Source organism: Providencia sp. PROV188 (genome assembly GCF_027595165.1).
In the GTDB taxonomy this organism is placed as follows: Bacteria; Pseudomonadota; Gammaproteobacteria; order Enterobacterales; family Enterobacteriaceae; genus Providencia; species Providencia lanzhouensis.
In genome coordinates this window covers 3,098,067-3,122,708 of the sequence record NZ_CP097291.1, presented here as the reverse complement: position 1 = coordinate 3,122,708, position 24,642 = coordinate 3,098,067, and the positions used below count along the sequence as shown (strand labels likewise).

Annotated in this window: 17 protein-coding genes and 1 riboswitch; of the genes, 13 read left to right on the top strand and 4 right to left on the bottom strand. The window is 42.7% G+C overall.

Translation table 11 applies throughout. From position 1 onward, the window contains the following. Window positions 1-72: 72 nt before the first annotated feature. From thiQ to thiB, 3 genes are read right to left on the bottom strand one after another with little or no spacing between them, the layout of a single operon-like run. Window positions 73-771 (bottom strand): thiamine ABC transporter ATP-binding protein ThiQ, encoded by a 699-nt coding sequence (thiQ, locus tag M5X66_RS14295; protein ID WP_270103674.1) that lies wholly within the window; start codon window positions 769-771, stop codon window positions 73-75. Then, window positions 764-2,368, bottom strand: coding sequence for a thiamine/thiamine pyrophosphate ABC transporter permease ThiP (thiP, locus tag M5X66_RS14290; protein ID WP_270103673.1), 1,605 nt, complete (start codon window positions 2,366-2,368; stop codon window positions 764-766). The genes thiQ and thiP overlap by 8 nt, the downstream gene beginning before the upstream one ends. Then, a complete protein-coding gene (gene thiB, locus M5X66_RS14285; protein WP_036956308.1) occupies window positions 2,344-3,348 on the bottom strand; it encodes a thiamine ABC transporter substrate binding subunit in 1,005 nt (334 codons plus the stop codon). Before thiB ends, thiP begins: the two co-directional genes overlap by 25 nt. Before the next feature lie 62 nt (window positions 3,349-3,410). Beyond that, window positions 3,411-3,503: riboswitch (TPP riboswitch) on the bottom strand. A gap of 113 nt (window positions 3,504-3,616) precedes the next feature. Here thiB and rppH point away from each other — a divergent pair. The 13 genes from rppH (at window position 3,617) to M5X66_RS14220 (ending at window position 23,126) form a co-directional block, all read left to right on the top strand. Further along, window positions 3,617-4,150, top strand: a complete 534-nt coding sequence (gene rppH, locus M5X66_RS14280) for an RNA pyrophosphohydrolase (protein WP_006659219.1) — start codon at window positions 3,617-3,619, stop codon at window positions 4,148-4,150. 4 nt (window positions 4,151-4,154) lie between these two features. Further along, window positions 4,155-6,401, top strand: a complete 2,247-nt coding sequence (gene ptsP / locus M5X66_RS14275) for a phosphoenolpyruvate--protein phosphotransferase (protein ID WP_036956310.1) — start codon at window positions 4,155-4,157, stop codon at window positions 6,399-6,401. Window positions 6,402-6,501: 100 nt separating this feature from the next. Next, window positions 6,502-7,398 carry a prolipoprotein diacylglyceryl transferase gene (gene lgt / locus M5X66_RS14270; protein ID WP_036956312.1) on the top strand — a complete coding sequence of 299 codons (897 nt, stop codon included), beginning with the start codon at window positions 6,502-6,504 and terminating at the stop codon, window positions 7,396-7,398. A 159-nt stretch (window positions 7,399-7,557) separates the two neighbouring features. Further along, window positions 7,558-8,409: a thymidylate synthase gene (locus M5X66_RS14265; protein ID WP_036956314.1), complete on the top strand. Its 852-nt coding sequence runs from the start codon at window positions 7,558-7,560 to the stop codon at window positions 8,407-8,409. Window positions 8,410-8,810: 401 nt separating this feature from the next. After that, on the top strand, window positions 8,811-9,332 hold the full coding sequence (locus tag M5X66_RS14260; RefSeq protein ID WP_270103672.1) for a prepilin-type N-terminal cleavage/methylation domain-containing protein: 522 nt from the start codon (window positions 8,811-8,813) through the stop codon (window positions 9,330-9,332). Next, on the top strand, window positions 9,326-9,940 hold the full coding sequence (locus M5X66_RS14255; protein WP_270103671.1) for a prepilin peptidase-dependent protein: 615 nt from the start codon (window positions 9,326-9,328) through the stop codon (window positions 9,938-9,940). The genes M5X66_RS14260 and M5X66_RS14255 overlap by 7 nt, the downstream gene beginning before the upstream one ends. Continuing rightward, window positions 9,937-10,380: a DUF2509 family protein gene (locus M5X66_RS14250; protein WP_108478484.1), complete on the top strand. Its 444-nt coding sequence runs from the start codon at window positions 9,937-9,939 to the stop codon at window positions 10,378-10,380. The genes M5X66_RS14255 and M5X66_RS14250 overlap by 4 nt, the downstream gene beginning before the upstream one ends. Beyond that, window positions 10,377-10,745 carry a type II secretion system protein gene (locus M5X66_RS14245; protein ID WP_036956318.1) on the top strand — a complete coding sequence of 123 codons (369 nt, stop codon included), beginning with the start codon at window positions 10,377-10,379 and terminating at the stop codon, window positions 10,743-10,745. Before M5X66_RS14250 ends, M5X66_RS14245 begins: the two co-directional genes overlap by 4 nt. Continuing rightward, window positions 10,723-14,097 (top strand): exodeoxyribonuclease V subunit gamma, encoded by a 3,375-nt coding sequence (recC, locus tag M5X66_RS14240; RefSeq protein ID WP_270103670.1) that lies wholly within the window; start codon window positions 10,723-10,725, stop codon window positions 14,095-14,097. Before M5X66_RS14245 ends, recC begins: the two co-directional genes overlap by 23 nt. A 16-nt stretch (window positions 14,098-14,113) precedes the next feature. Next, window positions 14,114-17,008, top strand: coding sequence for a pitrilysin (ptrA, locus tag M5X66_RS14235; RefSeq protein ID WP_154599802.1), 2,895 nt, complete (start codon window positions 14,114-14,116; stop codon window positions 17,006-17,008). Further along, window positions 17,005-20,616, top strand: a complete 3,612-nt coding sequence (gene recB / locus M5X66_RS14230; RefSeq protein WP_270103669.1) for an exodeoxyribonuclease V subunit beta — start codon at window positions 17,005-17,007, stop codon at window positions 20,614-20,616. Before ptrA ends, recB begins: the two co-directional genes overlap by 4 nt. Then, window positions 20,616-22,526: an exodeoxyribonuclease V subunit alpha gene (gene recD, locus M5X66_RS14225; protein WP_270104033.1), complete on the top strand. Its 1,911-nt coding sequence runs from the start codon at window positions 20,616-20,618 to the stop codon at window positions 22,524-22,526. Before recB ends, recD begins: the two co-directional genes overlap by 1 nt. 24 nt (window positions 22,527-22,550) lie before the next feature. Beyond that, window positions 22,551-23,126: a hypothetical protein gene (locus M5X66_RS14220; RefSeq protein WP_036956323.1), complete on the top strand. Its 576-nt coding sequence runs from the start codon at window positions 22,551-22,553 to the stop codon at window positions 23,124-23,126. A 115-nt stretch (window positions 23,127-23,241) separates the two neighbouring features. On the opposite strand, the gene argA is transcribed toward M5X66_RS14220, so the two are convergent. After that, window positions 23,242-24,582, bottom strand: a complete 1,341-nt coding sequence (argA, locus tag M5X66_RS14215; protein WP_036956324.1) for an amino-acid N-acetyltransferase — start codon at window positions 24,580-24,582, stop codon at window positions 23,242-23,244. Between the last annotated feature and the right edge of the window lie 60 nt (window positions 24,583-24,642).

The window sequence follows — 24,642 nt, the reverse complement described above, 5'->3', positions numbered from 1 at the left end:
GAAAACTCGCGTAAATAATCTGCAAATTAATATACGCGAGTAGTGGGAATTTATACAGTATTATTTGTCGAGCTAATTAGAAATGCCCAATAATGCAGAAGCGTCGGTTTTGCCTTGTAATAGTGTTTCGGTATCGCCGTCATACACAATTGCGCCATCGGCGACCACTAAGCTGCGAGGGGCGATTTGTAGCGAGTCTTCAATACTATGGGATACCATTAATAATGTGATGGATTTATTAACGCAAACGTCATTGAGTAATTGCAGCATTTCACTGCGCAGCGCAGGGTCAAGGGCGGAAAACGGCTCATCCAGCAATAAAATCGGTTGATTGCGAATTAAACAGCGTGCGAGTGCGGCTCGTTGACGCTGCCCACCGGATAACTGCGCTGGTGTTCGATCTAAACAGTCGGTTAAACTGACCTGCCGCGCCATTTGCTCGACTTCAGCCATTTGCGATGCACTCAAACGTAAGCTCGGTTGTAAACCTAGCCCAATATTTTGCCTCACGGTTAGGTGAGCAAACAGGTTATTTTCTTGAAATAACATGGAAACAGGGCGTTTAGCTGGGGGCGTAAATGTATGATTTTCACCATTTAAGGTGATAGTGCCACTGCGAGGAAATTGAAACCCACTAATTAGGCTGAGCAGCGTGCTTTTGCCTGCGCCACTCGGACCCATTACGGCAACTCGTTCCCCCGAAGCTACCGCAATATCAAAATGCATATTTAGGTTATCGTATTGATAATCTAGATTTTGTAATTCAATCATGAGTTTTCCCCGATAGGCGTTCGAGTAGGCTAAACAGGCAGAAACAGAGTAACAACAATAGCATAGCGGTAACCGCGCCATCATTGGTTCGATACGCGCCAATCTGTTGATAAAGATAGTAAGGCAAGGTGCGGAACTCTTCATTACCAAACAAGGCGACCACGCCAAAATCCCCAATCGAAATCACGCAAGCGAATGCCAATGCTTGTGCGATAGGTTTGCGTAATGCTCGTAATTCAATGATTTTAAATCGATTAAAACCAGTGATTTCGAGTGATTGGCATAACGGATTATAGCGTTGAGCCAGATCTCGCATTGGGTTATCCAGTACCTTTAGCGCGTAAGGGATAGCGAGTAAGGCGTTAGTCATGATCACCAACGGATAAGGAGTTTCGGGTATTCCAATGGTTTCATTGAAAAAGATAAAAAAGCCTGTCGCCAGCACAATACCCGGCATCGCCAGAATAATCAGCCCGCTTAGCTCAATAGCTTGTCCAAGTTTTAATGCATTTCTTAAACGCAGTTCACGGCTACTCCACAGCAGCATTAGCGTGAGGATCACGCACAGAACCCCCGCACAGAGTGCAATAAATAGGGAGGTGGATGTGGCTTGCCATAGGGCAGGTTGCTGTAAAACATCCAGTAATTGGCCGTTGAGCCCATCAATAATGACCGCTAATAACGGCGGAATTAATAGCAAAATAGCTGCAGTAATCACCAGCCAGTCACGTAAACGGCGAAACAGGTTATCGGCAGGATCAAACCATGATGTTTGGTGGCTAAATCCAACGGAAAAGGCATGGTTAATACGTTGGCAAATAAGCATTAATCCTACGCAACATCCCAACTGAATTAACGCAAGCAGTGTGGCACGCCCTAAATCAAAGTCGTAGCTCAGTGCTTGGTAAATCGCGAGTTCGATAGTAGTCGCCGCAGGGCCACCACCCAGAGCCAGTACTGTCGCAAAGCTGGCAAAACAGAGCATAAAAATCAGTGCGCCTGTTGGCAACATCTGACGGCGTAAATAAGGCCACTCTAAAAGGGTAAATTGTTGCCACTCATTGAACCCTAATTGAGCGGCGCTTTGACGCTGCTCAATGGCAATATTTTCAAGGGATTGCAGCAACATCCGGGTGGCGAGTGGCATATTGAAAAAGATATGCGCCAATAAAATGCCACGCAGACCATAAGGGGAAAACTGATAGTCAACATCAAGCCATAGGCACAGTTTTGCTAGCCATCCGGTTTGTCCATATACCGACAAAATACCGAAAACTGCGACTAAAACGGGTAAAACAAGGGTCATTGCACACAAACGGAGCAAGAGCATTCTTCCCCAAAATCGCCGGCGATACAGAGCTCTTGCAAGAAAAATAGCGGGAATAATGGAAAAAATAGCGGAAAGCAATGCCTGCCAAAACGTAAAACCGATGACATGCCATAGATAATCGTCGTCGATTATCTCGCGGAGGGAAACTTCAGGTGCGAAAAACCACAGCGCCCCAAAAGCGAGCAGGGCAACGACGATTAAAAGACCGGAGGCTATTGCCCCCGGTAATAAGGTTAAATTGATTAACGACTGACGGCGGTTTGCCATAAACGTGTCCACGTTTGACGTTCTTTAGCCACTTCTTCCGCGCTAAATTGCAGGGATTTAGCAGGCAGTGGTAGCACGTTATACACTTCAGGCAACGGCATATCGATAACCGGATACATCCAGTTAGTGGTTGGTAATGTGCCTTGGAATTCAGGGGTTAACATAAACTGTAAGAACTGTTTTGCCAGTTCAGGCTGCGGGCTGTGTTTTAATCTTGCCGCCACTTCGACTTGCATATAATGCCCTTCATCGAACAATGCTGCCGCGTAGTTGTCTTTCTTATCATTTAAAATTTGATAACCCGGCGAAGAGGTGTAGCTCAGGACAAAATCTCCTTCACCTTTTAAGAACAAGCCATAAGACTCACTCCAACCTTTGGTCACGGTCAGTGTTTTCGCTGCCATTTTCTTCCATGCATTAGCCGATTTATCACCGTAGATTTTCTCAATCCACAGCATTAATCCTAATCCTGGGGTGCTGGTACGTGGATCTTGGTAAATGATTTTCCAATTATTTTTGCTATCAAGCAGTTCATCCATGCTTTTTGGCGGTTGCTTGATTTTATTGGTGTCATAGATAAAGGCGAAATAACCATAATCATAAGGAATGAATGTTTTGCTTGTCCATTCGATAGGTAATTTAAGCGCATCCGTTTTGATATCTGCTGGGGCAAATAAGCCAGTTTTTTCTGCGGAATCGAGCAAGTTGTTATCTAACCCTAAGATAATGTCGGCTTTGCTTTTAGCTCCTTCCATACGTAGACGATTCAGTAGCGCAACACCATCCCCTAGAGAAACCAGTTTTAACTCGCATTCACATTGAGCTTCGAAATTCTTTTTGATTTGAGGACCAGGTCCCCATTCTGCCGCAAAGGAATCATAGGTATATACAGTCAGCGTTGGTTTTTCGGCAGAAGCGAATGCAGCAAAACTTAAGGTGGTTAAGGCAATGAGTGAGGTAAAGAGTTTATTTTTAGTCATTGTAATTCCTGCGTAAATCATAAAAAAAACACAGGATTTGAGGAGGGACCGATACAATAATTTGTAGGCGGTAGCTCAAATCCCTACGCCGGTATTAGCCGGATCAGGTTCTACGGGTTATTTCTCAGCCCAAATTGGCACCCCGTTGAGACGCAGACTATTGTAATTACTTCAGACATATCTGCAAACTGTATTGATATAGGTTTACCAGTTTGGGTATGTGTGAAACAATTAGGCATCTTTCAAATTTGGTTATTGAGGTAGTCTAGTGATCGATGATGATGGCTACCGCCCGAATGTAGGAATTGTAATTTGTAATCGGCAAGGTCAAGTCTTATGGGCTCGCCGTTATGGTCAGCATTCTTGGCAATTTCCCCAAGGTGGGATTAACCCGGGGGAATCGCCAGAACAAGCGATGTATCGTGAGTTATACGAGGAAGTCGGACTACAGCGTAAAGATGTAAGGTTACTTGCATCTACCCGTAATTGGTTACGCTACAAATTACCTAAGCGTTTGGTGCGTTGGGATACAAAACCTGTTTGTATTGGACAGAAACAACGTTGGTTTTTACTTCAACTCCAATGTAATGACGCCGATATAAACGTGCAGCGCAGTAAATCGCCAGAATTTGACGGCTGGCGGTGGGTCAGTTATTGGTATCCTGTTAGGCAAGTGGTCTCTTTTAAGCGCGAAGTTTATCGCCGCGTGATGAAGGAATTCGCTCCCGTAGTTATGCCTTTGCAGGAACAGAAATTACCACAACGACCTGTTTTTAATAATCGTAGGCGCGGAGTTAAGTAAGCCTATGTTGACGCGTTTACGTGACATTGTCGAAAAGGTTGCGATGGCGACCAGTCTGACTCAAGCTCTTGAAGTTTTGGTCAATGAGACGTGCAAAGCAATGCGCACCGATGTGTGCTCGATTTACTTAGCCGATCATCCTCGCCAATGTTATTACCTAATGGCAACCCGCGGGCTGAAAAAGCCTAGCGGGATTGCTATTCGTTTAGGATTCGACGAAGGGGTTGTTGGCGCAGTCGGTCGACAATCGGAAATGTTGAACCTCGCTGATATTCGCGAACACCCGCAATTCAAATACCTCCCTCAACTCAAAGAAGAACAGCTCAAAGCCTTTCTAGGTGTGCCTGTTGTTTATCGACGTCAATTACTGGGCGTGCTGGTGGTTCAGCAGCGAGAAAAACGGTTATTCAGCGAGACGGAAGAGTCCTTTATGGTCACGCTATCAATGCAGTTAGCGGTGATTTTATCCCAAGCGCAAACAAAAGGTATTTTCGGGCAATATCGACAAAATCGCCTCAAAGCTATCCCTGTTTCTCAAGGAATTTCGATGGCTTATGGTTGGCAAGATACCTCTCAACCTTCTTTAGACAATGTGTATCAAGCGACCACATTGAATATTGATGAAGAGCGTCAACGCTTAGTGATAGCGCTGGAAAGTGCGGCGGCAGAATTTCGTCGTATTAGTAAGCGGTTTATGGCGAGCTCATCGAAAGAAAGCGCAGCTATTTTCGACTTGTATAACCACTTGCTTAATGACCCCCAACTGAAAAAGCGGTTATTTACGGCGATTAATCAAGGGGCGGTGGCTGAATGGGCAGTGAAAACCGTCATCGAAGATTACGCTTTGCAGTTCTCACGTTTACGTGACCTCTATTTAAGAGAGCGTGGCTCTGACCTTCGCACCTTAGGGCAGCGCTTATTATTTCATCTCGATGATTCACTGACACCCACTAGCCAATGGCCAGACCGTTTTATTTTGGTGGCTGATGAGCTAAGTGCGAGCGTTCTTGCTGAATTACCGCTTGAGCAATTAGCGGGTGTGATTGTGCGCGATGGTGCAACGCACTCCCACTCTGCAATCTTGATCCGAGCGATGGGGATCCCCGCGATTATGGGGGCGGATATTGAGCCTTCCTTATTACATAATCGCCATCTGATTTTGGATGGCTATCGTGGCGAAGTGTTTATTGAGCCTGAAAATTTTATTGCTCAGGAATACCAGCAAATTATTGAAGAAGAAAATGTACTTAGCCGATTAGCGGAAGGCACACTTTCTCAAGATGCAGTACTCAAAAACGGTGAGCATGTGGATATTTGCCTCAACGCCGGATTGAGCCCTCGCTATGAACAGCAAATTCATGATGGGGTGGATGGTGTTGGATTATATCGAACCGAACTGCCATTTATGCTGCACAATGGCTTTCCATCTGAGGATGAACAGAAGCAGTTATATCGGGATGTATTGCAACTTTTTGCAACGAAACCGGTGGTATTAAGAACCTTAGATATCGGTGCAGACAAACAACTGCCTTACATGCCGATCAGCGAGGAAAATCCTTGCTTGGGGTGGCGTGGGATCCGAATCATGCTGGATCAGCCTGAAATCTTTTTAATCCAATTGCGTTCTATGCTGAGAGCTAACCAAGATACGGGCAATTTACGTATTTTATTGCCGATGATCACTAGCATTAATGAAGTGGATGAGGCTATTGGGCTGATTAATCGCGCCAAAAATGAAGTGAGCCAACAACTCGGAAAATCGATTGATTTACCTCCAATTGGCGTGATGTTGGAAGTACCTTCACTCCTGTTTTTACTGCCAGAGTTAAAGCAGCGAGTTGATTTTATTTCGATAGGTACCAACGACTTTACACAATATTTACTCGCCGTCGACCGTAATAACACTCATGTGGCGGCGCTCTATGATAACCTGCACCCTGCGGTGGTGCGTTTTCTATCCATGGTACATATGGAATGTCAGCGTATAGGCCTGCCGATTAGTGTATGTGGTGAAATGGCTGGACAGCCATTAAGTGCTATGGTGCTGATTGCATTAGGTTATCGTAGTTTGAGTATGAGTGGGCGCAGTGTTCCTCGCATGAAATATTTAATTCGTCAGCTTGATCCTCAATTGATGGCTGAGTTAGTGCCTGATTTGCTCGGCGCAGAAACCAGCGAAAATGTTCGCCATAAGATTAGCGAGTTTATGGAAAGAAATGGACTTGGTGGTTTTGTGCGTGGCGGGATCTAGTTTGATCTTCTATGTTATTAATATGTAATTATATGCTGGCAATAACCTCGTGTTATTATGCGACATAATTTTTGACTCAATTATTTTAAAGTGGGGAACGATGAGTAACAGTTACTTAGCATTTCCGGAAATTGATCCCGTAATGTTCTCGATTGGCCCAGTCTCTTTGCACTGGTATGGTTTTATGTACCTTGTCGGATTCGTTTTTGCGCTATGGTTAGCGGGACGTCGCGCTTCTAAGCCAAACAGTGGCTGGACAAAAAATGAAGTCGAGAACTTGTTGTACATTGGTTTTGTCGGTGTATTTGTAGGTGGACGACTTGGCTATGTTTTCTTCTATAATTTGCCTGTTTTCTTAGATGACCCTCTGTATCTGTTCAAAGTGTGGGATGGCGGCATGTCCTTCCACGGTGGCTTGATTGGGGTTATCTGTGCCATGATGTGGTTTGCCTATCGCACGAAACGCCGTTTCTTACAAGTTTCTGATTTTGTTGCACCGTTGATTCCTTTTGGTCTTGGAATGGGGCGTATCGGTAACTTTATTAATGGCGAGCTATGGGGACGGGTTACCCTAGATACACCATGGGCATTTTTATTCCCTCATTCAAGAAGTGAAGATATCCAACTTGCGGCACAAGACCCCTCTCTGTTGCCTATTCTTGAGCAATACGGTGTATTGCCAAGACACCCATCCCAGCTGTATGAAATGGTTTTAGAAGGTATCGTTTTATTCTTGATATTGAATTTATTTGTACGTAAACCTCGCCCAATGGGGAGCGTATCGGGCCTGTTCCTTATCGGTTATGGTGCATTCCGTATCATCGTTGAATTCTTCAGACAACCAGATGCACAATTAGGTTTATTCGGTGGTATCAGTATGGGGCAAATCCTCTCGATTCCGATGATTATTATCGGTGTATTGATGATTGTCTGGGCTTACAAATACGGTAAAAATATCCCAGCCCATAAGCCCGCTAAAAACGTTGAGAGTAAGTAGCGTCGATAGCAAGTAGCGTCGATAGCAAGTCACGTAGACTGTTAATAATGTAGACAGCAAATCGCGCTAATAAGCAGTAAATTAAGTCATTTTCGGTTTGTGTTATTGATGGATATTCGATAACACAAACCGCCTGTATTTCGGAGTAAGAGAGCCACTATGAAGCCGTATCTTGAGTTATGCCAACGTATTATCGATGAAGGTCAATGGGTTGAAAACAAGCGTACTGGTGTTCGCTGTTTAACCGTGATTAATGCCGACCTCGAATATGATGTGGGCAACAATCAATTCCCTTTAATTACGACGCGTAAAAGCTTTTATAAAGCCGCTATTGCCGAGTTATTAGGGTACTTGCGTGGCTATGATAATGCAGCGCAGTTCCGTGAAATTGGTTGTAATACTTGGAATGCCAATGCTAATGAAAACCAAGCATGGTTAGATAACCCGCATCGTAAAGGTGAAGATGATATGGGGCGCGTTTATGGCGTCCAAGGTCGCTCATGGCAGCGCCCTGATGGCTCTCATCTTGACCAATTAAAGAAAGTGGTTAATAACCTGAAAAACGGCATTGATGACCGCGCCGAAATCGTGACTTTCTATAACCCTGGTGAGTTCGAAATGGGCTGCTTACGTCCTTGCATGCACACTCACACGTTTTCACTACTTGGCGATACGCTGCATTTGACGTCATACCAACGTAGCTGTGATGTTCCTCTTGGGCTTAATTTTAATCAGGTTCAATGTTTTGTACTGCTGGCGCTAATGGCGCGTATTACGGGTCACAAAGCCGGTAAGGCTTATCATAAAATTGTGAACGCACATATTTATGAAAACCAATTGCCTTTAATGCGTGATGTTCAATTAAAACGTGAACCATATCCATCTCCAAGCTTGACGATTAACCCTGAAATTAAAACCTTGGAAGATCTTGAAACGTGGGTAACAACTGATGATTTCATCTTAGAAGGTTATCAGTGCCACGAAGCAATAAAATATCCATTTACGGTTTAATGCGGGTAGATTGATATAAAGGCATAGACACGCATAGACCCTGTAAATAATACGGTTTATGCCTTTGTTTTTTATTATCTTTACGGCTCATTCGATTTTTTAAGCTGCTCCATACCTTTACACCTCGATTAACGCTTACTCTCTTTCATCCTTATTACTTCCGCTATTTCCAATTTTTGCCTTATCCCCGAAAACTATTCTGACCTGTCTCCCTTATTTTTCGGGAACACTTTTTTATCTTGGTACTTAACTTTGCGAAGCCGTTTCCAAAAGCATTTAAGAAAAATGCAAAAGTGACATTTTTTTTGGGAAGCGTTTTGAAGAAGAGAAAATGTAGGCTGTAGCCATGTGAAATTTTCTTCCAAACTTATTTATAAAGAGCGAGTGACAGGGATAAAGAAATGGCAGAGCAGGCGAGTTTGATACAGGGAAAAGTAAAGTGGCTAAAAAGCAATGTTGATGAGCTGGGATTCACTTTAATTGAAATTCTGGTTGTACTGTTTCTTTGCTCAATAGTGGCTCTACCTGCGTTTTATCAATGGCAACAGCAAGTGAAGCGGCTACAGCTTATTGATGCTGCGAGGCAAACTGCCGAATTTATCTACAGTAACCTAATGGAAGGCATCTATTTAAATCAGCACCGTATTGTGACGGTAAATCTCACATCAAAAGAGTGGCGTTTAGTTGTTATCGATGCAGATACTGCGCAAGAAATCAGCCAATTTAAAAGCGATAAATTTGAAAGCATTGAGCTTAAATATGCGTCTAGAGAATTAATTCATTTTTACGGTAGGCAAGGAACAAGTAGCCCTTTTCGAATTGAACTCAGTAATGAAAGTGACCAAATATCCGTGATTATTTCATCTTCAGGTCGGGTACGCAGTTGCAGCCAGCAAACGTTGGCAGGTGTTCCTAAATGTTGAATGACATTAAAAAGCATAAAACAGAAAAGGGTTTTTCTTTGCTAGAAACACTGATTGCGATGCTAATTGGCTGTTTGGTCTGCATTGCAGCGATGAATACGATCCCTATGTTATTTAAGCAACTATTTCAGGCTTTTTTTCAATATCAACTGGATAGGGAGGTCCGGCAGGTGTTGATTAATATGGAAAAAGATTTTCGTCGAATAGGTCATTGCAGCCAGTCACCTTCCAAGCCTCATTGTGAAGGAAAGGCAATAACCATCAGCGCTAAGTTCTTAAGTCGTCAGGCCAATTCTTGCATTATTTTTGCCTATGATCAGGATTTATCTGGGCAATGGGTTATAGGACAAGGCCGTTCATTACATTCTGATTTTTTTGGATTTAGACTCAACAACAATAAGCTCGAGTCTAGCCGTAATGTGACAAACTGCGATGGTACCCGCTGGCAGTCGTTGTTTGATCCTAATATGGTAAAAGTGAATCAGCTGACTTTTGAGTGGCAGCCAAGCACGAAAATTTTAGGAATATCTATGACGGTGGAAAGCATGTTATTGCCTAATAAAACGTTTGATTATCATTTCTCTGTACTGCTAAGGAATGTGCCATGAGGGAAAAAAATGCGCAGCAAGGCAACATTGCTTTAATCATGGTAATGGTTTTAATGAGTGTTGGGCTCATACTCTTAAAGGCATTACATTACTACCAAGCTCGAGCTAGCCATGAATTAATCCGCGAAGAAAAATATTACCAATCATTTAATTTAGCAGAATCAGCATTGTCATGGGGGCTCGCTCAACATTGGAAATTGAAAGCTGAAAAGGTGAGTCCTTGGGTGTGTCAGAGAGAAACAAATCATGGGTGGGTTAGCTGTCTTAAGCATTATAAAAATAATCAATTCATTTTATCGGGTAAGGGGGAATTTTCGAAAAATCAATCGCTAACGATATATCGATGGGTTGTACCAATATGGAATGAAGGGCGTCTACAAGCCCGTGAAAATGGCTGGATAGATTACTGCCCAGTGGCAATTAAAGGATTTTGCCAATGAAGAATTCACAGCAAGGATTTGCACTGGTAGAGTCGATGATTGCGGTGGTTATTTTTGCTATCTTGCTGATAGCTCTGCTAAACTACAGCCAATATATCGCTTTGAATTTTAATCAAATATATCAAGGTTCACAGGCAATTCGATCTCTACATGGAACATTAGAAGGCAAACGCTCTTTTAATGATAAAGTTCCATTGGAAATAGGGTATCAGCCCCAGAGAGAACAGATAAAAATCGTGCATTCTGTAAGCCTTGGGGGCTGTAGTGAATCTAAGGTGTCCTTGTTCGTGGGCGGGAAACTGTATTCGATAAGTCGCTGGCAGTGCGCAAAAGGAGAGAGTCATGTTTCAGGTTTATCATTCTAACCAATTAGATCTGCTCAAAGAGCTAATTGCACACTTAATGGAGAATGACCCTCTCACTCATCCTTTTGAGCAAGAAATTGTATTAGTACAAAGCCCAGGTATGTCCCAATGGCTACAGATAGAGCTTGCTAAGCGTTTCGGAATAGCCGCCAATATTAACTACCCATTACCCGCTACGTTTATCTGGGATATGTTCCGTCGAGTGCTTCCCGATATCCCCAAAGAGAGCGCCTATACTAAACAAGCGATGACGTGGAAGTTAATGACGATTTTGCCAAATGTTATTAATGAAACTGAATTTGAGCCTCTACGTCACTATCTACAAGACGATTCAGACAAGCGTAAATTACATCAACTATCAGGGCGTATTGCCGATTTATTTGACCAATATTTGGTCTATAGACCTGAATGGATTGCGCTGTGGCAACGTAATGAATTGATTGACGGGCTCAGTGAAAATCAATTGTGGCAAAAAAGATTATGGTTATGTTTGGTGGAATATACAGAGCAGCTTGGTCAATCGCCTTGGCATCGAGCAAACTTGTATCAGAGTTTTATTGATAAGCTCAAAGCATCACCAGAGTTAGCTAAAAATTTACCGTCACGCTTATTTATTTGCGGTATTTCATCCTTACCACCAGTGTATTTGCAAGCACTCAACGCGATTGCTGAACACTCAGATATCCACTTAATGTTTACCAACCCGTGCCGTTATTACTGGGGAGATATTCAAAGCAGTGCCTTTTTAGCGCGATTACAACAACGGAAATTGCGCCACTATTTGGATAAGCACGAAATTTCCCGCTTTAAAATTGATGAGCATGCAGCCAATTTATTCAACGCGGAAGGTGAGCAGAATTTAGCAAACCCACTGTTAGCATCGTGGGGCAAGCTTGGGCGCGATAATTTATTTTTTATTTCCCAAATAGAGGCCGCCAATGAAGTGTCGGCCTTTGTTGATAATGGGCGAAATAACCTTCTCGAAAATTTGCAGCAAGATATTCTCGACCTTGAAAATCACGCTCAGCTAGGCGTGACTTTAGATGAGTATGAAAGTAGCTCGCAGAAGCGCTCACTTCCTCAGTGTGATCAATCCGTGACATTTCATTCATGCCATAGTGCTCAGCGTGAAGTTGAAGTTTTACAGGATCGTTTATTGGCCCTATTTGAAGAAGATCCTACATTAACGCCCCGCGATGTGATTGTCATGGTTGCTGACATCGACAGTTATGCGCCATATATTCAGGCGGTGTTCGGTAACACCAGCTCATCACACTATATTCCATTCTCCATTTCGGACAGAAAAGCGCTCCAAGCACACCCAATCTTACAAGCATTTATTATGTTATTGGATTTACCTCAAAGCCGATTTTCAACGGAGCAAGTACTGACGCTATTAGAGGTTTCAGCGTTTGCTGCTCGTTTCGATATTGATGAGAGTGAACTGAGTTTGTTAAGGAGATGGGTCAATGAATCCGGAATTCGCTGGGGGCTGGATGATGATAATGTCAAAGCACTATCGCTACCGGTTATTGGGCAAAATACATGGCAATTTGGTTTAAGCCGAATGTTGCTTGGCTATGCGATGGATAGCCGTAATGGCCCATGGAATGGTGTGCTGCCATACGATGAATGTAGTGGTCTCGCAGCTCAGCTGGCTGGGAAATTAGCATTACTCGTTGATACACTTAGAGAATGGCGAACACACTTAGATCAAGAACGCATGCTCGATGAGTGGAAAGAAATCTGCCAGCAGTTAATCGATAGCTGCTTTAAAGTCGATAGTGAAACTGAAGTTGTCTTAGCATTACTCACGACACAGTGGCATAAAATTATTGAAAATGCGTTGACCGCCAACTACCAAGAAGCCATTCCATTACGTTTAATTCGCGACGAGTTATCGGTTTGTTTTGATGATGAAAAAATTAGCCAGCGTTTCCTCGCCGGTGCAGTCAATTTTTGTACGTTAATGCCAATGCGTTCTGTACCATTTAAAGTGGTTTGTTTACTGGGTATGAACGATGGTGCATACCCACGTAATGTGCCACCACTCGGTTTCGATTTAATGGCAGAAAAAGTCCAGCGAGGCGATAGAAAGCGTCGTGATGATGACAGATACCTATTCTTAGAAGCATTAAATTCAGCGACAAAACGGCTTTATATTAGCTATATCGGACGTTCTATTCGAGATAACCAAGAGTGCAATCCATCGGTATTAGTCACTGAATTATTGGAGTATATCTGTCAGAGTTTCTGCTTAGATGGCGACCAATCGTTGAATATCGATGAAAGTGCACAGCGGCTAAAACAGCATTTGATTATTGAACATAATCGAGTGCCATTTGCGAAAGAGAATTTTGCCTCTGGCTCTCTTTATCAAAGCTTCGCGCAAGAATGGTTGCCCGCTGCAAAAAGTGCAGAGCAAGCGGCTAAGTCGTTTACGTCAATATTAAAACAACGTGAACCTATTACAGAGTTATCGTTAGAACAAATTTTACGTTTTTACCGTCACCCTATCCGTGGGTTTTTCCAGCAGCGTTTGAAGGTTCATTTCTCGATTGAAGAGACTGAACTTCCAGAAGAAGAGCCTTTCGTATTAGGTGGATTGCAACGCTATAAAATTAATGACCAAGTGTTAGATTTGTTAGTCAAAGATGAAGATCCAAATCCTCTTTATCATGCACTAAGAGCCTCGGGACAATTACCTGCAAAACAATTTGGTCAGCTATTTTGGGAGAAACAATTAAATGATATTGCTCCATTAGCTGAAAAAGTGAAAGAGTACGGCGATCGACGTGTCGATTATCCGATTGAGTGTGAAATACATGAGATCAAAATTACAGGCTTATTGCGAAATGTTCACGAGTCAGGAATATTGCGTTATCGACCTGCTTATCTTACTGCTAATGATGGTGTGCAATTATGGATAGAACATTTGTTTTTTAATGCTTTTATTCGTGAAGGTGAAAGCATCGCATTAGGGCGAGAAAACAGTGTTTGGCATTTTTCTGCCATATCCTCAGAGCGTGCAAAAGTACACTTGAATACGCTTATTGAAGGGTATTGTGAAGGAATGAATACGCCGCTAATACTGTTAAATCAGAGTGGTTGGAATTGGATTTCGGCGTGTTTTGATAAAAAAACAAAGGAATATGACTTTACGTCAGAAGATGTGCAGCAAAAGGCGTTATCGGCGCTACTGCAAAGCCTACAAGGAAGCCAAATGAAAGTGGGTGAAATGGAAGATGATTATGTATTGAGAGCTTGCAGAAGCATAAATAGTTCGTTGATTGAATCGCTGCTGAGTAATACTCGGCGCTTCTTACTGCCGATGGCAGAGTACTTAAAATAAGGGAGAGCATCTAAGAATGTTACGATTATCGAAACATATCGCTCATTTATTCTTGTTATCACTACTATTTATAGGTAGTGCTATTGCTGCGCAGCCGCTTTGGCAAGTTATGCCAGAGACTATTAATAAAAGCGTCAGTGATCCGCGAGAATATAAAGCAATCAAACTCAACAACGATATGACGGTTTTACTGGTTTCAGACCCTAAAGCGACTAAATCGTTAGCGGCAGTTTCATTACCCGTCGGGAGTATTGAAAACCCGAACAGTCAGTTAGGGCTCGCTCACTACTTAGAACACATGGTGTTAATGGGCTCTAAAAAATACCCTGAGCCAAGTAGCTTCTCTGAGTTTTTACAAAAACACGGCGGAAGCCATAATGCTAGCACTGCACCACATCGTACCGCCTACTATTTTGAAGTTGAAAATGGAGCTCTTGAGGCTGCTACGGATAGACTAGCGGATGCACTCGCTGAGCCGTTACTTGACCCCGTGAATGCAGATAAAGAACGTAATGCTGTCAATGCTGAACTCACCATGGCTCGTGCGCGTGATGGTATGCGTATTTGGCAAATTCGTTCCGAAACGCTAAATCCTGCCCATCCAAACTCTCGCTTTGCAGGTGGAAATCTGGAAACGTTGAAGGACAAGCCCAATAGCAAGCTCCAAGATGAGTTAGTGAGTTTCTACAAACGTTATTACTCAGCAAACTTGATGAATGGCGTGTTGTATGGCGACCAATCTATTGAACAATTAGCGAAAATTGCCAATGAAACCTTTGGCCGTATTCCTAATTTTAATGCTTCAGTACCAGAGGTTACGATCCCCGCAGTGACGGATAAAGAAAAGGGGATTGTGATCCACTATGTTCCCTCTCAGCCACAAAAAGCATTGCAAATCGAATTTAGTATCAAAAACAATATGGCCGATTTTCGTAGCAAGAGTGATGAATACATCGGCTACTTAATTGGAAATCGTAGTCCGGGAACGTTATCTGATTGGCTTATTTCCCAAGGATTAGCAGAAGGTATCAGCGCATCTGCCTCGCCAAATGCAGATCGTAATTATGGTTCATTCTCTATCTATGTCACATTAACGGATAAAGGGTTAGCGGAACGAGATCAAGTTATCGCGGCTATTTTTGCTTATATTGATTTGATTAAAAACCAAGGGGTTAACCAAGATTATTTTGATGAAATAGCGAAAGTGCTTAATTTATCATTTCGTTATGGCTCTATTGTCAGAGACATGAACTATATCGAATGGCTTTCTGACCAAATGATCACTATGCCTGTTAATCACGTTCTAGATTCTGATTATGTTGCAGACAAATATAATCCTACGGCGATAAAACAGAGACTTTCTGAACTGACTGCGCAAAATGCACGTATTTGGTTTATTAGCCCGAACGAACCGAGTAATAAAAAAGCTTACTTTGTCGATGCGCCTTATCAAGTTGATAAAATCAGTGAAAAGCAGTTCACGGAATGGGCTGGTTTAGAGTCAAAAATGACCTTTAAATTACCAAAATTAAACCCTTATATTCCCGATAACTTATCCCTGATTAAAACGGATAAAGCGTATAAACATCCTGAAATGGTTTATCAGGAAGGGAATATACGTGTGCTGTATATGCCAAGTCAGTATTTTGCTGATGAGCCGAAGGCAAGTATTACGTTAGACCTGCGTTATAACGATCAAGATGAAACAGCAAAATCTCAAGTGGTAGGTTCTTTATTGCAATATATTTCATCGTTAAAAATGGATGAATTACAGTATCAAGCCTCCGTTGCTGGGATGTCGGTCTCTGTCTCTCAAGGGGTTGGATTACAGTTAAATGCGAGCGGCTATACTCAGCATTTATCGGAGCTGTTTTTATCCATGACCAAGGTGTATTTAAGTTTTGAGCCAACAGAAAGAGAGTTGATTCAGGCAAAATCTTGGTACAAAGAACAAATCGAAGTGGCAAACAATGCGAAAGCATACGAGCTAGCCATGCAGCCATTGCAGCGCCTTAACAGTGTTCCGTATTTTGAACAGGAGCAACGGTTAGCTGCTTTAGACACGATCACTTTGAAAGATATTACGGACTACCGTAATTCCGTCGTTGAAGGTGCCGCCTTACAAGCATTAGTTGTGGGTAACATTACTCAGCAGCAAAGTGTTCAAACTATCCAAGATGTCAGTAAGCTGTTAAAGAGCAAAGGTAAAAATTGGTGGAGTGGTGACATCGTTGTGGTGAATAAAACCTATCTAGCCGATTTCCATAAGCAAGGTAATAGCAGCGATAACGCATTGGCCGAGTTATTTATTCCTGATGGTTATGACCGTATCGATGGTGCGGTTCTGTCTGGTATTTTATCTAAAATTGTTCAGCCATGGTTTTACGACCAATTACGGACCAATGAGCAACTAGGTTATGCCGTATTTGCTTTCAAGGTGGGGCTTGGTGATCAGTGGGGTATTGGCTTCTTGCTGCAAAGTAATGCCAAAACACCAGATTATCTCAATACTCGCTATCAAGATTTCTATAAAGTCACTTTGGATAAGCTGAAAAAATTACCTTCTGCTGAATTTGAACAATATAAACAATCGATTATTACGGAAATGAAACAGCCGCCACAAACATTCTATGAAGAGGTTGGGCGCTATGGTTCCGATTTTTCTCGTAATATTTTCAGTTTTGACTCCCGAGATAAAGTGTTATCGAGATTAGAGACTGCCACTCAAGCTGAAGTGATTGCATATTATGAAAATGCGGTTTTAAAACACCAAGGTTTAGCGATGGCATCTCAAGTTATTGGTCAGGGTGTTGATGAGACATCAGGGTATGCAAAACTGAAAAACTGGGTATTGTACCCACAAGCTTCAGATCTTCAGAAAATGTTACCTATCAAGGAAAATGTTGAGTGAATAAGGTGCAGATGAGTTCCCAATTGTTAGATGCCTATAAACTCCCGTTACGTGGACAGCGGTTAATTGAGGCATCGGCTGGTACAGGTAAAACCTATACGATAGGGATCCTCTATCTGCGTCTATTATTAGGTTTAGGGAATGAAAATGCATTCCCTCGACCTTTAAGTGTTGAAGAGATTCTGGTTGTGACCTTTACTGAGGCGGCGACCAATGAATTACGCGGGCGTATTCGTGAGCGCATCCATAAGATGCGTTTGGCGTGTTTACGTAATGGCTTGGGATTCGAATCGGAACCAGAATATCTCACACTATTAACGGAGTTACCGAGTGAAGAGCAACGCGCTTTTGCGGCGAATTGGCTATTAGCCGCTGAGCGCCAAATGGATGAAGCCGCTATTTACACCATTCATGGTTTTTGCCAACGAATGTTAGCGCACAATGCGTTTGAATCAGGCATTTTGTTTGAACAAACCATGATCCAAGATGAGTTTCCTATCCAGAAACAAGCATGTGCGGATTTTTGGCGTCGTCATTTTTATCCTCTGGATTATTCGATGACCAAAGTGGTTCATGCCGAGTGGAATGGACCTGAAGCACTCTTGAACGAGATTAAGCCGTTCTTGCAAGGGGATATTCCCGTTATTATCAACCAGCCGGAATTACCTGAAACTCTTGAAGAACGTCATCAACGTTTGATTGGTTTAATTCAGAATTTAAAAGATTTATGGACAAAAAATGCTGCTGATTTTGAAAAGCTAATTTCTGATTCTGATGTAGACAAACGCAGCTACAGCATACGTTATTTACCTACATGGTTAGAAAAAATAACCGAATGGGCAGAGAAAAGCACCGATGATTATCAACTGCCAAAAGATATCTTAGAGCGCTTTGCGCAATCTCGATTAGATGAAAAATCCAAAAGTGGTTCAGGGCCTTCTCATGTAGTCTTTAGGTTAGTTGATGAGTTGCTTGCCCAAGCGCTGACGATTAAAGATTTGATTATTCCTCAAGCGATTAGTGAAGTACGCCAGACTATTGCTCATGAGAAGCAAACACGCGGTGAGTTAGGTTTTGATGATCTACTGACTCGTCTAGATAGAGCGCTGCATCAAGATGGTGGAGCATTACTTGCCGAAGCAATTGCTAGGCGTTTCCCTGTTGCGATGATTGATGAGTTTCAAGATACTGACCCGCAGCAATATCGTATTTTTCAGCGTATTTATCGGGAAACTGATAACACTGCATTGCTGTTTATTGGAGACCCGAAACAAGCCATTTATGCATTCCGTGGTGCGGATATCTTCACGTATATTGCGGCGAAAAAGCAAGTTAGTGCTCACTATACGTTGGAAACAAACTATCGCTCATCTCAGCGTATGGTTGAAGCTGTAAATCAGGTTTTCCATCACGCTGAAAACCCATTTATTTTTGAACAAATTCCATTTCAAAGCGTTAATTTTGCGGCTCATAATAGCCACAAAAAACTTATCCATGATGGGAAAGAAGTGAAAGCGCTTACTTTCTGGCAGCAGCATGCTGAAGCGGTCTCTGTTTCGGAATATGAACAAGCCCTGGCACAGCAATGTGCGGCGCAAATAGGACAATATCTTGCTGGTGGTCTGCAAGGTTCAACCTACTTTGAAAACAAACAGCAGCAAATTCCTGTAGAAGCCTCGGATATTACCGTATTAGTTCGCAGCCGTCGTGAGGCTATATTGATCCGTGATGCACTAAATCAACTTAATATCCCATCGGTGTTCCAATCAAATCGAGAAAGTGTATTCGCGACTCAAGAAGCTAAAGAAATTCTCTGGCTATTATTGGCCGTATTAACACCAGAAAAAGAACGGGTATTGCGCAGTGCCTTAGCGACGGGATTATTGGGTTTAACGGCAGAAGATATTGATAGCCTAAATTACGATGAAAAAGCCTGGGAAAATGTCGTTGATGAGTTTGCTCACTATGCTGTAATTTGGCGTAAACGCGGTGTTCTTCCCATGTTACGTGGGATTATGTCTCAAAGACATATTGCTGAAACCTTGCTATCGGGTTCTGAAGGTGAACGCCGTTTGATGGATCTCATGCATATTGGGGAATTACTGCAAGAGATGTCTCTCCAGCTTGAAGGTGAGCACACACTAACCCGTTGGTTAGCGCAGCAGATTGCCCATCCTGACCATCAATCAGATGCACAACAAATGCGTCTTGAAAGTGATAGGCATTTAGTACAAATCAGCACCATTCATAAATCCAAGGGGTTGGAATATAAAATTGTTTGGTTACCGTTTGCCAGTAACTTCCTACCTCAATCAAAAGGTCTGTTTCACGACCGTGATGATTACATAGCGAAACTCGATCTTGATGATACCGAAGAGTATGTCGAATTAGCGGACGAAGAGCGCTTAGCCGAGGATTTACGTTTATTGTATGTGGCACTCACTCGCGCTATTTATCACTGTAGTGTCGGAGTCGCGCCGCTTATCAAAGGTAACCGTAAAAAAGCAGGTAATACAGATTTGCACCTATCCGCGCTGGGATATTTGCTGCAAAAAGGGCAAGAAGGTGACAGTGTTTTGCTCAGCAGCATGCTCGATGCGCTCAGTAATGATGTGATTGATGTGCAACTGATAAACTCCCCTGAAATGGTAAGGCTGAATTTAACCAAAGAGACCAGCGATGAGTTATCTGCGAGAGTGGTTTCTCGACACTTTGATGATAGCTGGCGTGTAACAAGCTATTCGGGTTTGAGTTATAGCGCATCCCATGGAGAAGAAGAGCAAGCTTTATCGGCTGAGCAATTTGCTAACTCATTAGCCCCTAAGATGGATATTGAAGTTAGTCATGATGTCGAGACACAAGAAATACAAGAAAATCAACTGACCCCCCACCAGTTTCCTAAAGGTGCTGCACCCGGTACATTTTTACATAGCTTAATGGAAGAAATTGATTTTTCAGGTGACATTTCTTCCGAATGGCTAGAAGAAAAACTGCAAGTAGCAGGCTTTGATACTCAATGGGTTCCTATGTTACAAGGTTGGTTGAATGCCATTTTGAATGTACCGTTAGCCGATGATGGGCTCTGTTTGTCGGCTATTTCAGCTCAAGATAGATTGGATGAAATGCAGTTCTATTTACCGATTGATAGCTTGCTCAGTGCAAAAGATGTTGATCGCGTTACTCACAAGTATGATCCTCTGTCAAAACATTGTCCTCCGCTTAATTTTGAGCAGGTACAAGGTATTTTAAAAGGCTTTATAGACTTAACCTTCTGTTGGAAAGGGCGGTTTTATTTATTGGATTATAAGTCTAACTATTTAGGCGAAGATGCCTCTTATTACACTCAAGAGGCGATGGCTGAAGCAATGATTGACCATCGATATGATCTGCAATATCAGCTCTATTCGCTGGCATTACACCGTTTTTTACAACAGAGGATGCCAAATTACGATTATGAAACTCATTTTGGTGGCGTTTATTATCTTTTTTTACGGGGTACGGAACGCATAGGTTCTCAAAATGGTGTCTTTTTCTATCGACCAACAATTGAATTTATCAGTGAGTTTGATGCGCTATTTCATGATGCTCAATCTAAGGAGCCACAATGATGAAAGCGTTGTTTAATCAAGCTATTGAAGTGCGTATATTCACACCTCTTGATGTGCAATTCGCTTATAACGTTGCAAATGAAGATAACCCGATTTTATTGTTAGTGGCTGCGCTGCTTAGTGCAGAAACTATGTCTGGGCATGTCTGTCTAGCGCTGGATGATATTCGTCCTGACGTGTTATTTATGGGGAGACACCCTGAATTTACAACTCAATTGTGGCACATGATTGGGGAACCAAATCAAGCCACTATCAGAGCGGCGTTATTATCGAGCGAATCCGTGAGTGAAGTCGGGGAAGAGTCTGTTGCTCCATTACTGCTATCAGGCGATTTTCTTTATTTCCAGCGTATGTGGCAATACGAGCAGTGCGTAGCTCACTTCTTTTCAGAGACTGAATTAGCTAATGTTAGTAATGATAATATTGTTAATAATGCTAAAGTTCAGCCAATTTTAACGGCGCTATTCCCTGAATCAACGCAGATAGATTGGCAGAAAATTGCCGCCGCCGTTGCGTTAACGAGTCGAGTTTCAGTCATTTCAGGGGGGCCAGGAACAGGTAAAACAACTACCGTAGCGAAAATTTTAGCGGCGCTGATTAAGTTAGGCCATCAGCAGCAACATCGCTTACGTATTGAATTAGCCGCTCCAACAGGTAAAGCAGCCGCCCGTTTAACCGAGTCATTAGGGTATGCGATGAAACAGCTACCGTTAAATGACGATGAGCGTGAATTACTCCCCTCTCAAGCCAAAACATTACATCGACTATTGGGTGCTCAACCTGAAAGCCAGCAGTTTCGTTATCATCGAGATAACCCGCTTGCACTTGATATCTTAATTGTTGATGAAGCTTCAATGGTGGATTTGCCGATGATGGGCAAGCTTATTGAAGCACTGCCTGACTCTGTCAAACTGATATTTTTAGGCGATAAAGATCAGCTCGCTTCTGTTGAAGCGGGGGCTGTTTTAGGGGATATCTGCCGTTTCGCGAATAAAGGCTATAGTCCTGAACGAGCAGCTCAGCTGGAGCGATTGGCTGGATGCTCATTAAGTGAATTCACCTCAAATAAAGGGCCTGCTATCCGTGATAGCTTATGTCTATTAAGACACAGTTATCGTTTCTCTGCCGATTCAGGAATTGGTCAGCTAGCTTTCGCCGTCAATACCGGAAATGTGAAGCGGGTGGATGATATTCTTGCTCAGAATTTCACGGATATTCATAACTATATCCCTAGTGCCATGCCAGATAATGAAAGCGATGCCGAAGCCAAAATGAGCGAAAGTTACGCCAATATGTTACTAGATGCGGTCGGGTTTTATCAGCACTATTTATTAGCCGTTAAAGCGAGGGAAAAACCTGCTGATGTCTTACATAAATTTAATCAATACCGTCTACTTGCAGCATTAAGGGAAGGAGCTTACGGGGTTTCAGGTCTAAATGACAAACTTGAAAAATTACTTCATCGCCAAGGGTTAATTACAAAACCATATAACTTGAAGCATAAGCACTATGTTGGAAGACCGATTATGATCAGCCGCAATGATAGTGCACTAGGTCTCTTTAATGGTGATATTGGTATTATCCTGTTAGATGAAGAGCGCCAGATGAGAGCCTACTTCCAATTTTCTGATGGCACTATTCGTGGGATCCAACCAAATCGACTGCCAGCACATGAAACGGCTTACGTGATGACAGTACATAAATCTCAAGGTTCAGAGTTTGCTCATACCGCCTTGGTTTTACCTTATGTATATTCGCCGGTGATTACCCGAGAGCTCGTCTATACCGCGATGACACGAGCTAAGAACGAACTTTCATTGTATGGCAGTAAAAAAGTGTTACGTCGTGCGATAGAAACCCCCACTAAACGCCGTAGTGGCTTAGCGCTACAGTTTGAGCAGTTAAATTAATTCCCAGACATTTAAGGTACCAATATGGAAAATCAGCAACAAATGACCGCCGTGACAGTAACATTGAATGCCAAAATTGATCCTGCTCGCCGTGCAGATTTGGAAGATGCATTTGATCAAGCCATGGAGAAATTAGGCAAAGAGGGGCAAATCCAAGTCAGTGGTGGTGGCACCCAATTAGGTGAAAATGGCGAAGTTGCTGAGTGTGATATTGAATTGGCACTAAGTGATGCAAGTGATGAAAACATCAGCCTGATTATTCAAATGTTTTCGGCGATGTTAGCCCCTAAAGGCTCTCGCTTAACTATTCATGGTGAAGACGTTCAAATCGACTTTGGTGCGGATGAAGGGCTGGCGATTTATTTCAATGGCACAGATTTAGCTGATGAAGTCTATGAAAATAATGATATTAACGATCTTTTTGATCAGCTTGATGAAGCGGTCGAAGATATCGGTGGGATCCATGGTGTTTGGGATGGTCCAACAGAAACCGCATTCTATTTTTACGGTACCTCTTTTGCTGAAATGGAAGCGATTTTACGTCCACTGTTAGAGCAAAATCCACTGTGCGAAAAATGCCGAGTCGTGCAAATCGCTTAACTTAATATTAGGTCACATTAAAGAAAAACCCAGAGTATTACTTGAATATCTGGGTTTATGGACGCGAGTTAGAGATTATGGCGAACTACTCTGTTTGCCAACTTTCTGTAAGATTTCAAGCGGCTTGGCTTTTAATATCCAGCATTAAAATTTTTGATTTACGCTGATAGTTATAAAGTGCCTGCTTTTTGACTGGAAGCATCTCAATTTCTGCAGGAATAAAACCACGTTCTTGGAACCAATGAATGCTCCGAGTGGTTAAGACAAACAGTTTATCCAGCTCTAGTTGCTTAGCTTGCGTCATAACGCGTTGTAGCAGTTCTTCGCCCCGAGATGAGCTACGATAATCAGGGTGTACTGCCACGCAAGCCATCTCCCCAAGTTTTTCTTCGGGATATGGGTAAAGTGCAGCGCAGGCGATCACCAAATTATCGCGCTCAATAATCGTGAACTTATCGATTTCCATTTCGAGTTGTTCCCGTGAGCGTCTAACCAGAATACCTTGCTGCTCAAGAGGTCTGATTAGCTCTAAAATTCCACCAATATCATTGATATTCGCACGGCGAGTCTTTTCTGAGCTTTCCATGACTATCTGCGTACCGATACCATCACGGGAGAAGAGTTCTTGGATCAACGAACCATTTTCTTGATAGCTAAGTAGGTGGCTACGGCGTACACCTCGGCGGCAGGCAGAAGCTGCGCCACGCAAGAAGCGAACTGTTCCAGAGTAATAATCTCCTTCAGATTCTAATTCTTGTATCCGTGTTTCTGCCTCATTTGGGAATAGCTCAGACAGAATATTACCGTCCTTATCAGCCACCCCTTGAGATGAGCAGAAACCAATCAGTTTTTCGGCTTTGATTTTAACGGCAAGCTGAGTTGCAATCTCTTCCGAGGTGAGGTTAAAGCTTTCACCGGTTACAGAAACTGCCACAGGGCCAATTAACACGATAGATCCATTATCGAGTTGAGCATTGATAGCATCTTCGTTGATGCGACGGATACGACCGCTATGGCAATAATCAATTCCATCATCGACACCTAAAGGCTGTGCAATCACAAAATTACCACTCACAACGTTAATGTGTGCTCCTTGTAATGGCGTATTGCCTAAACTCATTGATAAACGAGCCGTAATATCAAGCTGCAATGCTCCAGAAGCTTGCTTAACATATTCAAGGGTATTCGCATCAGTGACACGGGTATGTTTATGATAAATGGCGTCATAATTATGCTCAGCAAGGATGTCTTCGATTTGAGGTCGAGCGCCATAAACAACGACAATACGAATGCCAAGGCTATGAAGTAGCCCTATATCATTGACAATGCTAGGAAAATTTTCATGCGCAATTGCTTCGCCGCCAAGCATGATGATAAATGTCTTGCCACGGTGGGCATTTATATAAGGTACCGAATGGCGAAATTCATCAACCAACTCGGTGCTGCGCTCTTTCATAATTACCCTCTTAACTGAATTTTTATTCGCAATAACTGTATTTTTATTCTTTTTGGCGGG

Coding starts and splice junctions, on each gene's coding strand:
- thiQ (WP_270103674.1), bottom strand. CDS start 771: ATGATTGAATTACAAAATCTAGATTATCAATACGATAACCTAAATATG.
- thiP (WP_270103673.1), bottom strand. CDS start 2,368: ATGGCAAACCGCCGTCAGTCGTTAATCAATTTAACCTTATTACCGGGG.
- thiB (WP_036956308.1), bottom strand. CDS start 3,348: ATGACTAAAAATAAACTCTTTACCTCACTCATTGCCTTAACCACCTTA.
- ptsP (WP_036956310.1), top strand. CDS start 4,155: ATGTTGACGCGTTTACGTGACATTGTCGAAAAGGTTGCGATGGCGACC.
- lgt (WP_036956312.1), top strand. CDS start 6,502: ATGAGTAACAGTTACTTAGCATTTCCGGAAATTGATCCCGTAATGTTC.
- M5X66_RS14265 (WP_036956314.1), top strand. CDS start 7,558: ATGAAGCCGTATCTTGAGTTATGCCAACGTATTATCGATGAAGGTCAA.
- M5X66_RS14260 (WP_270103672.1), top strand. CDS start 8,811: ATGGCAGAGCAGGCGAGTTTGATACAGGGAAAAGTAAAGTGGCTAAAA.
- M5X66_RS14255 (WP_270103671.1), top strand. CDS start 9,326: ATGTTGAATGACATTAAAAAGCATAAAACAGAAAAGGGTTTTTCTTTG.
- M5X66_RS14250 (WP_108478484.1), top strand. CDS start 9,937: ATGAGGGAAAAAAATGCGCAGCAAGGCAACATTGCTTTAATCATGGTA.
- M5X66_RS14245 (WP_036956318.1), top strand. CDS start 10,377: ATGAAGAATTCACAGCAAGGATTTGCACTGGTAGAGTCGATGATTGCG.
- recC (WP_270103670.1), top strand. CDS start 10,723: ATGTTTCAGGTTTATCATTCTAACCAATTAGATCTGCTCAAAGAGCTA.
- ptrA (WP_154599802.1), top strand. CDS start 14,114: ATGTTACGATTATCGAAACATATCGCTCATTTATTCTTGTTATCACTA.
- recD (WP_270104033.1), top strand. CDS start 20,616: ATGAAAGCGTTGTTTAATCAAGCTATTGAAGTGCGTATATTCACACCT.
- M5X66_RS14220 (WP_036956323.1), top strand. CDS start 22,551: ATGGAAAATCAGCAACAAATGACCGCCGTGACAGTAACATTGAATGCC.
- argA (WP_036956324.1), bottom strand. CDS start 24,582: ATGAAAGAGCGCAGCACCGAGTTGGTTGATGAATTTCGCCATTCGGTA.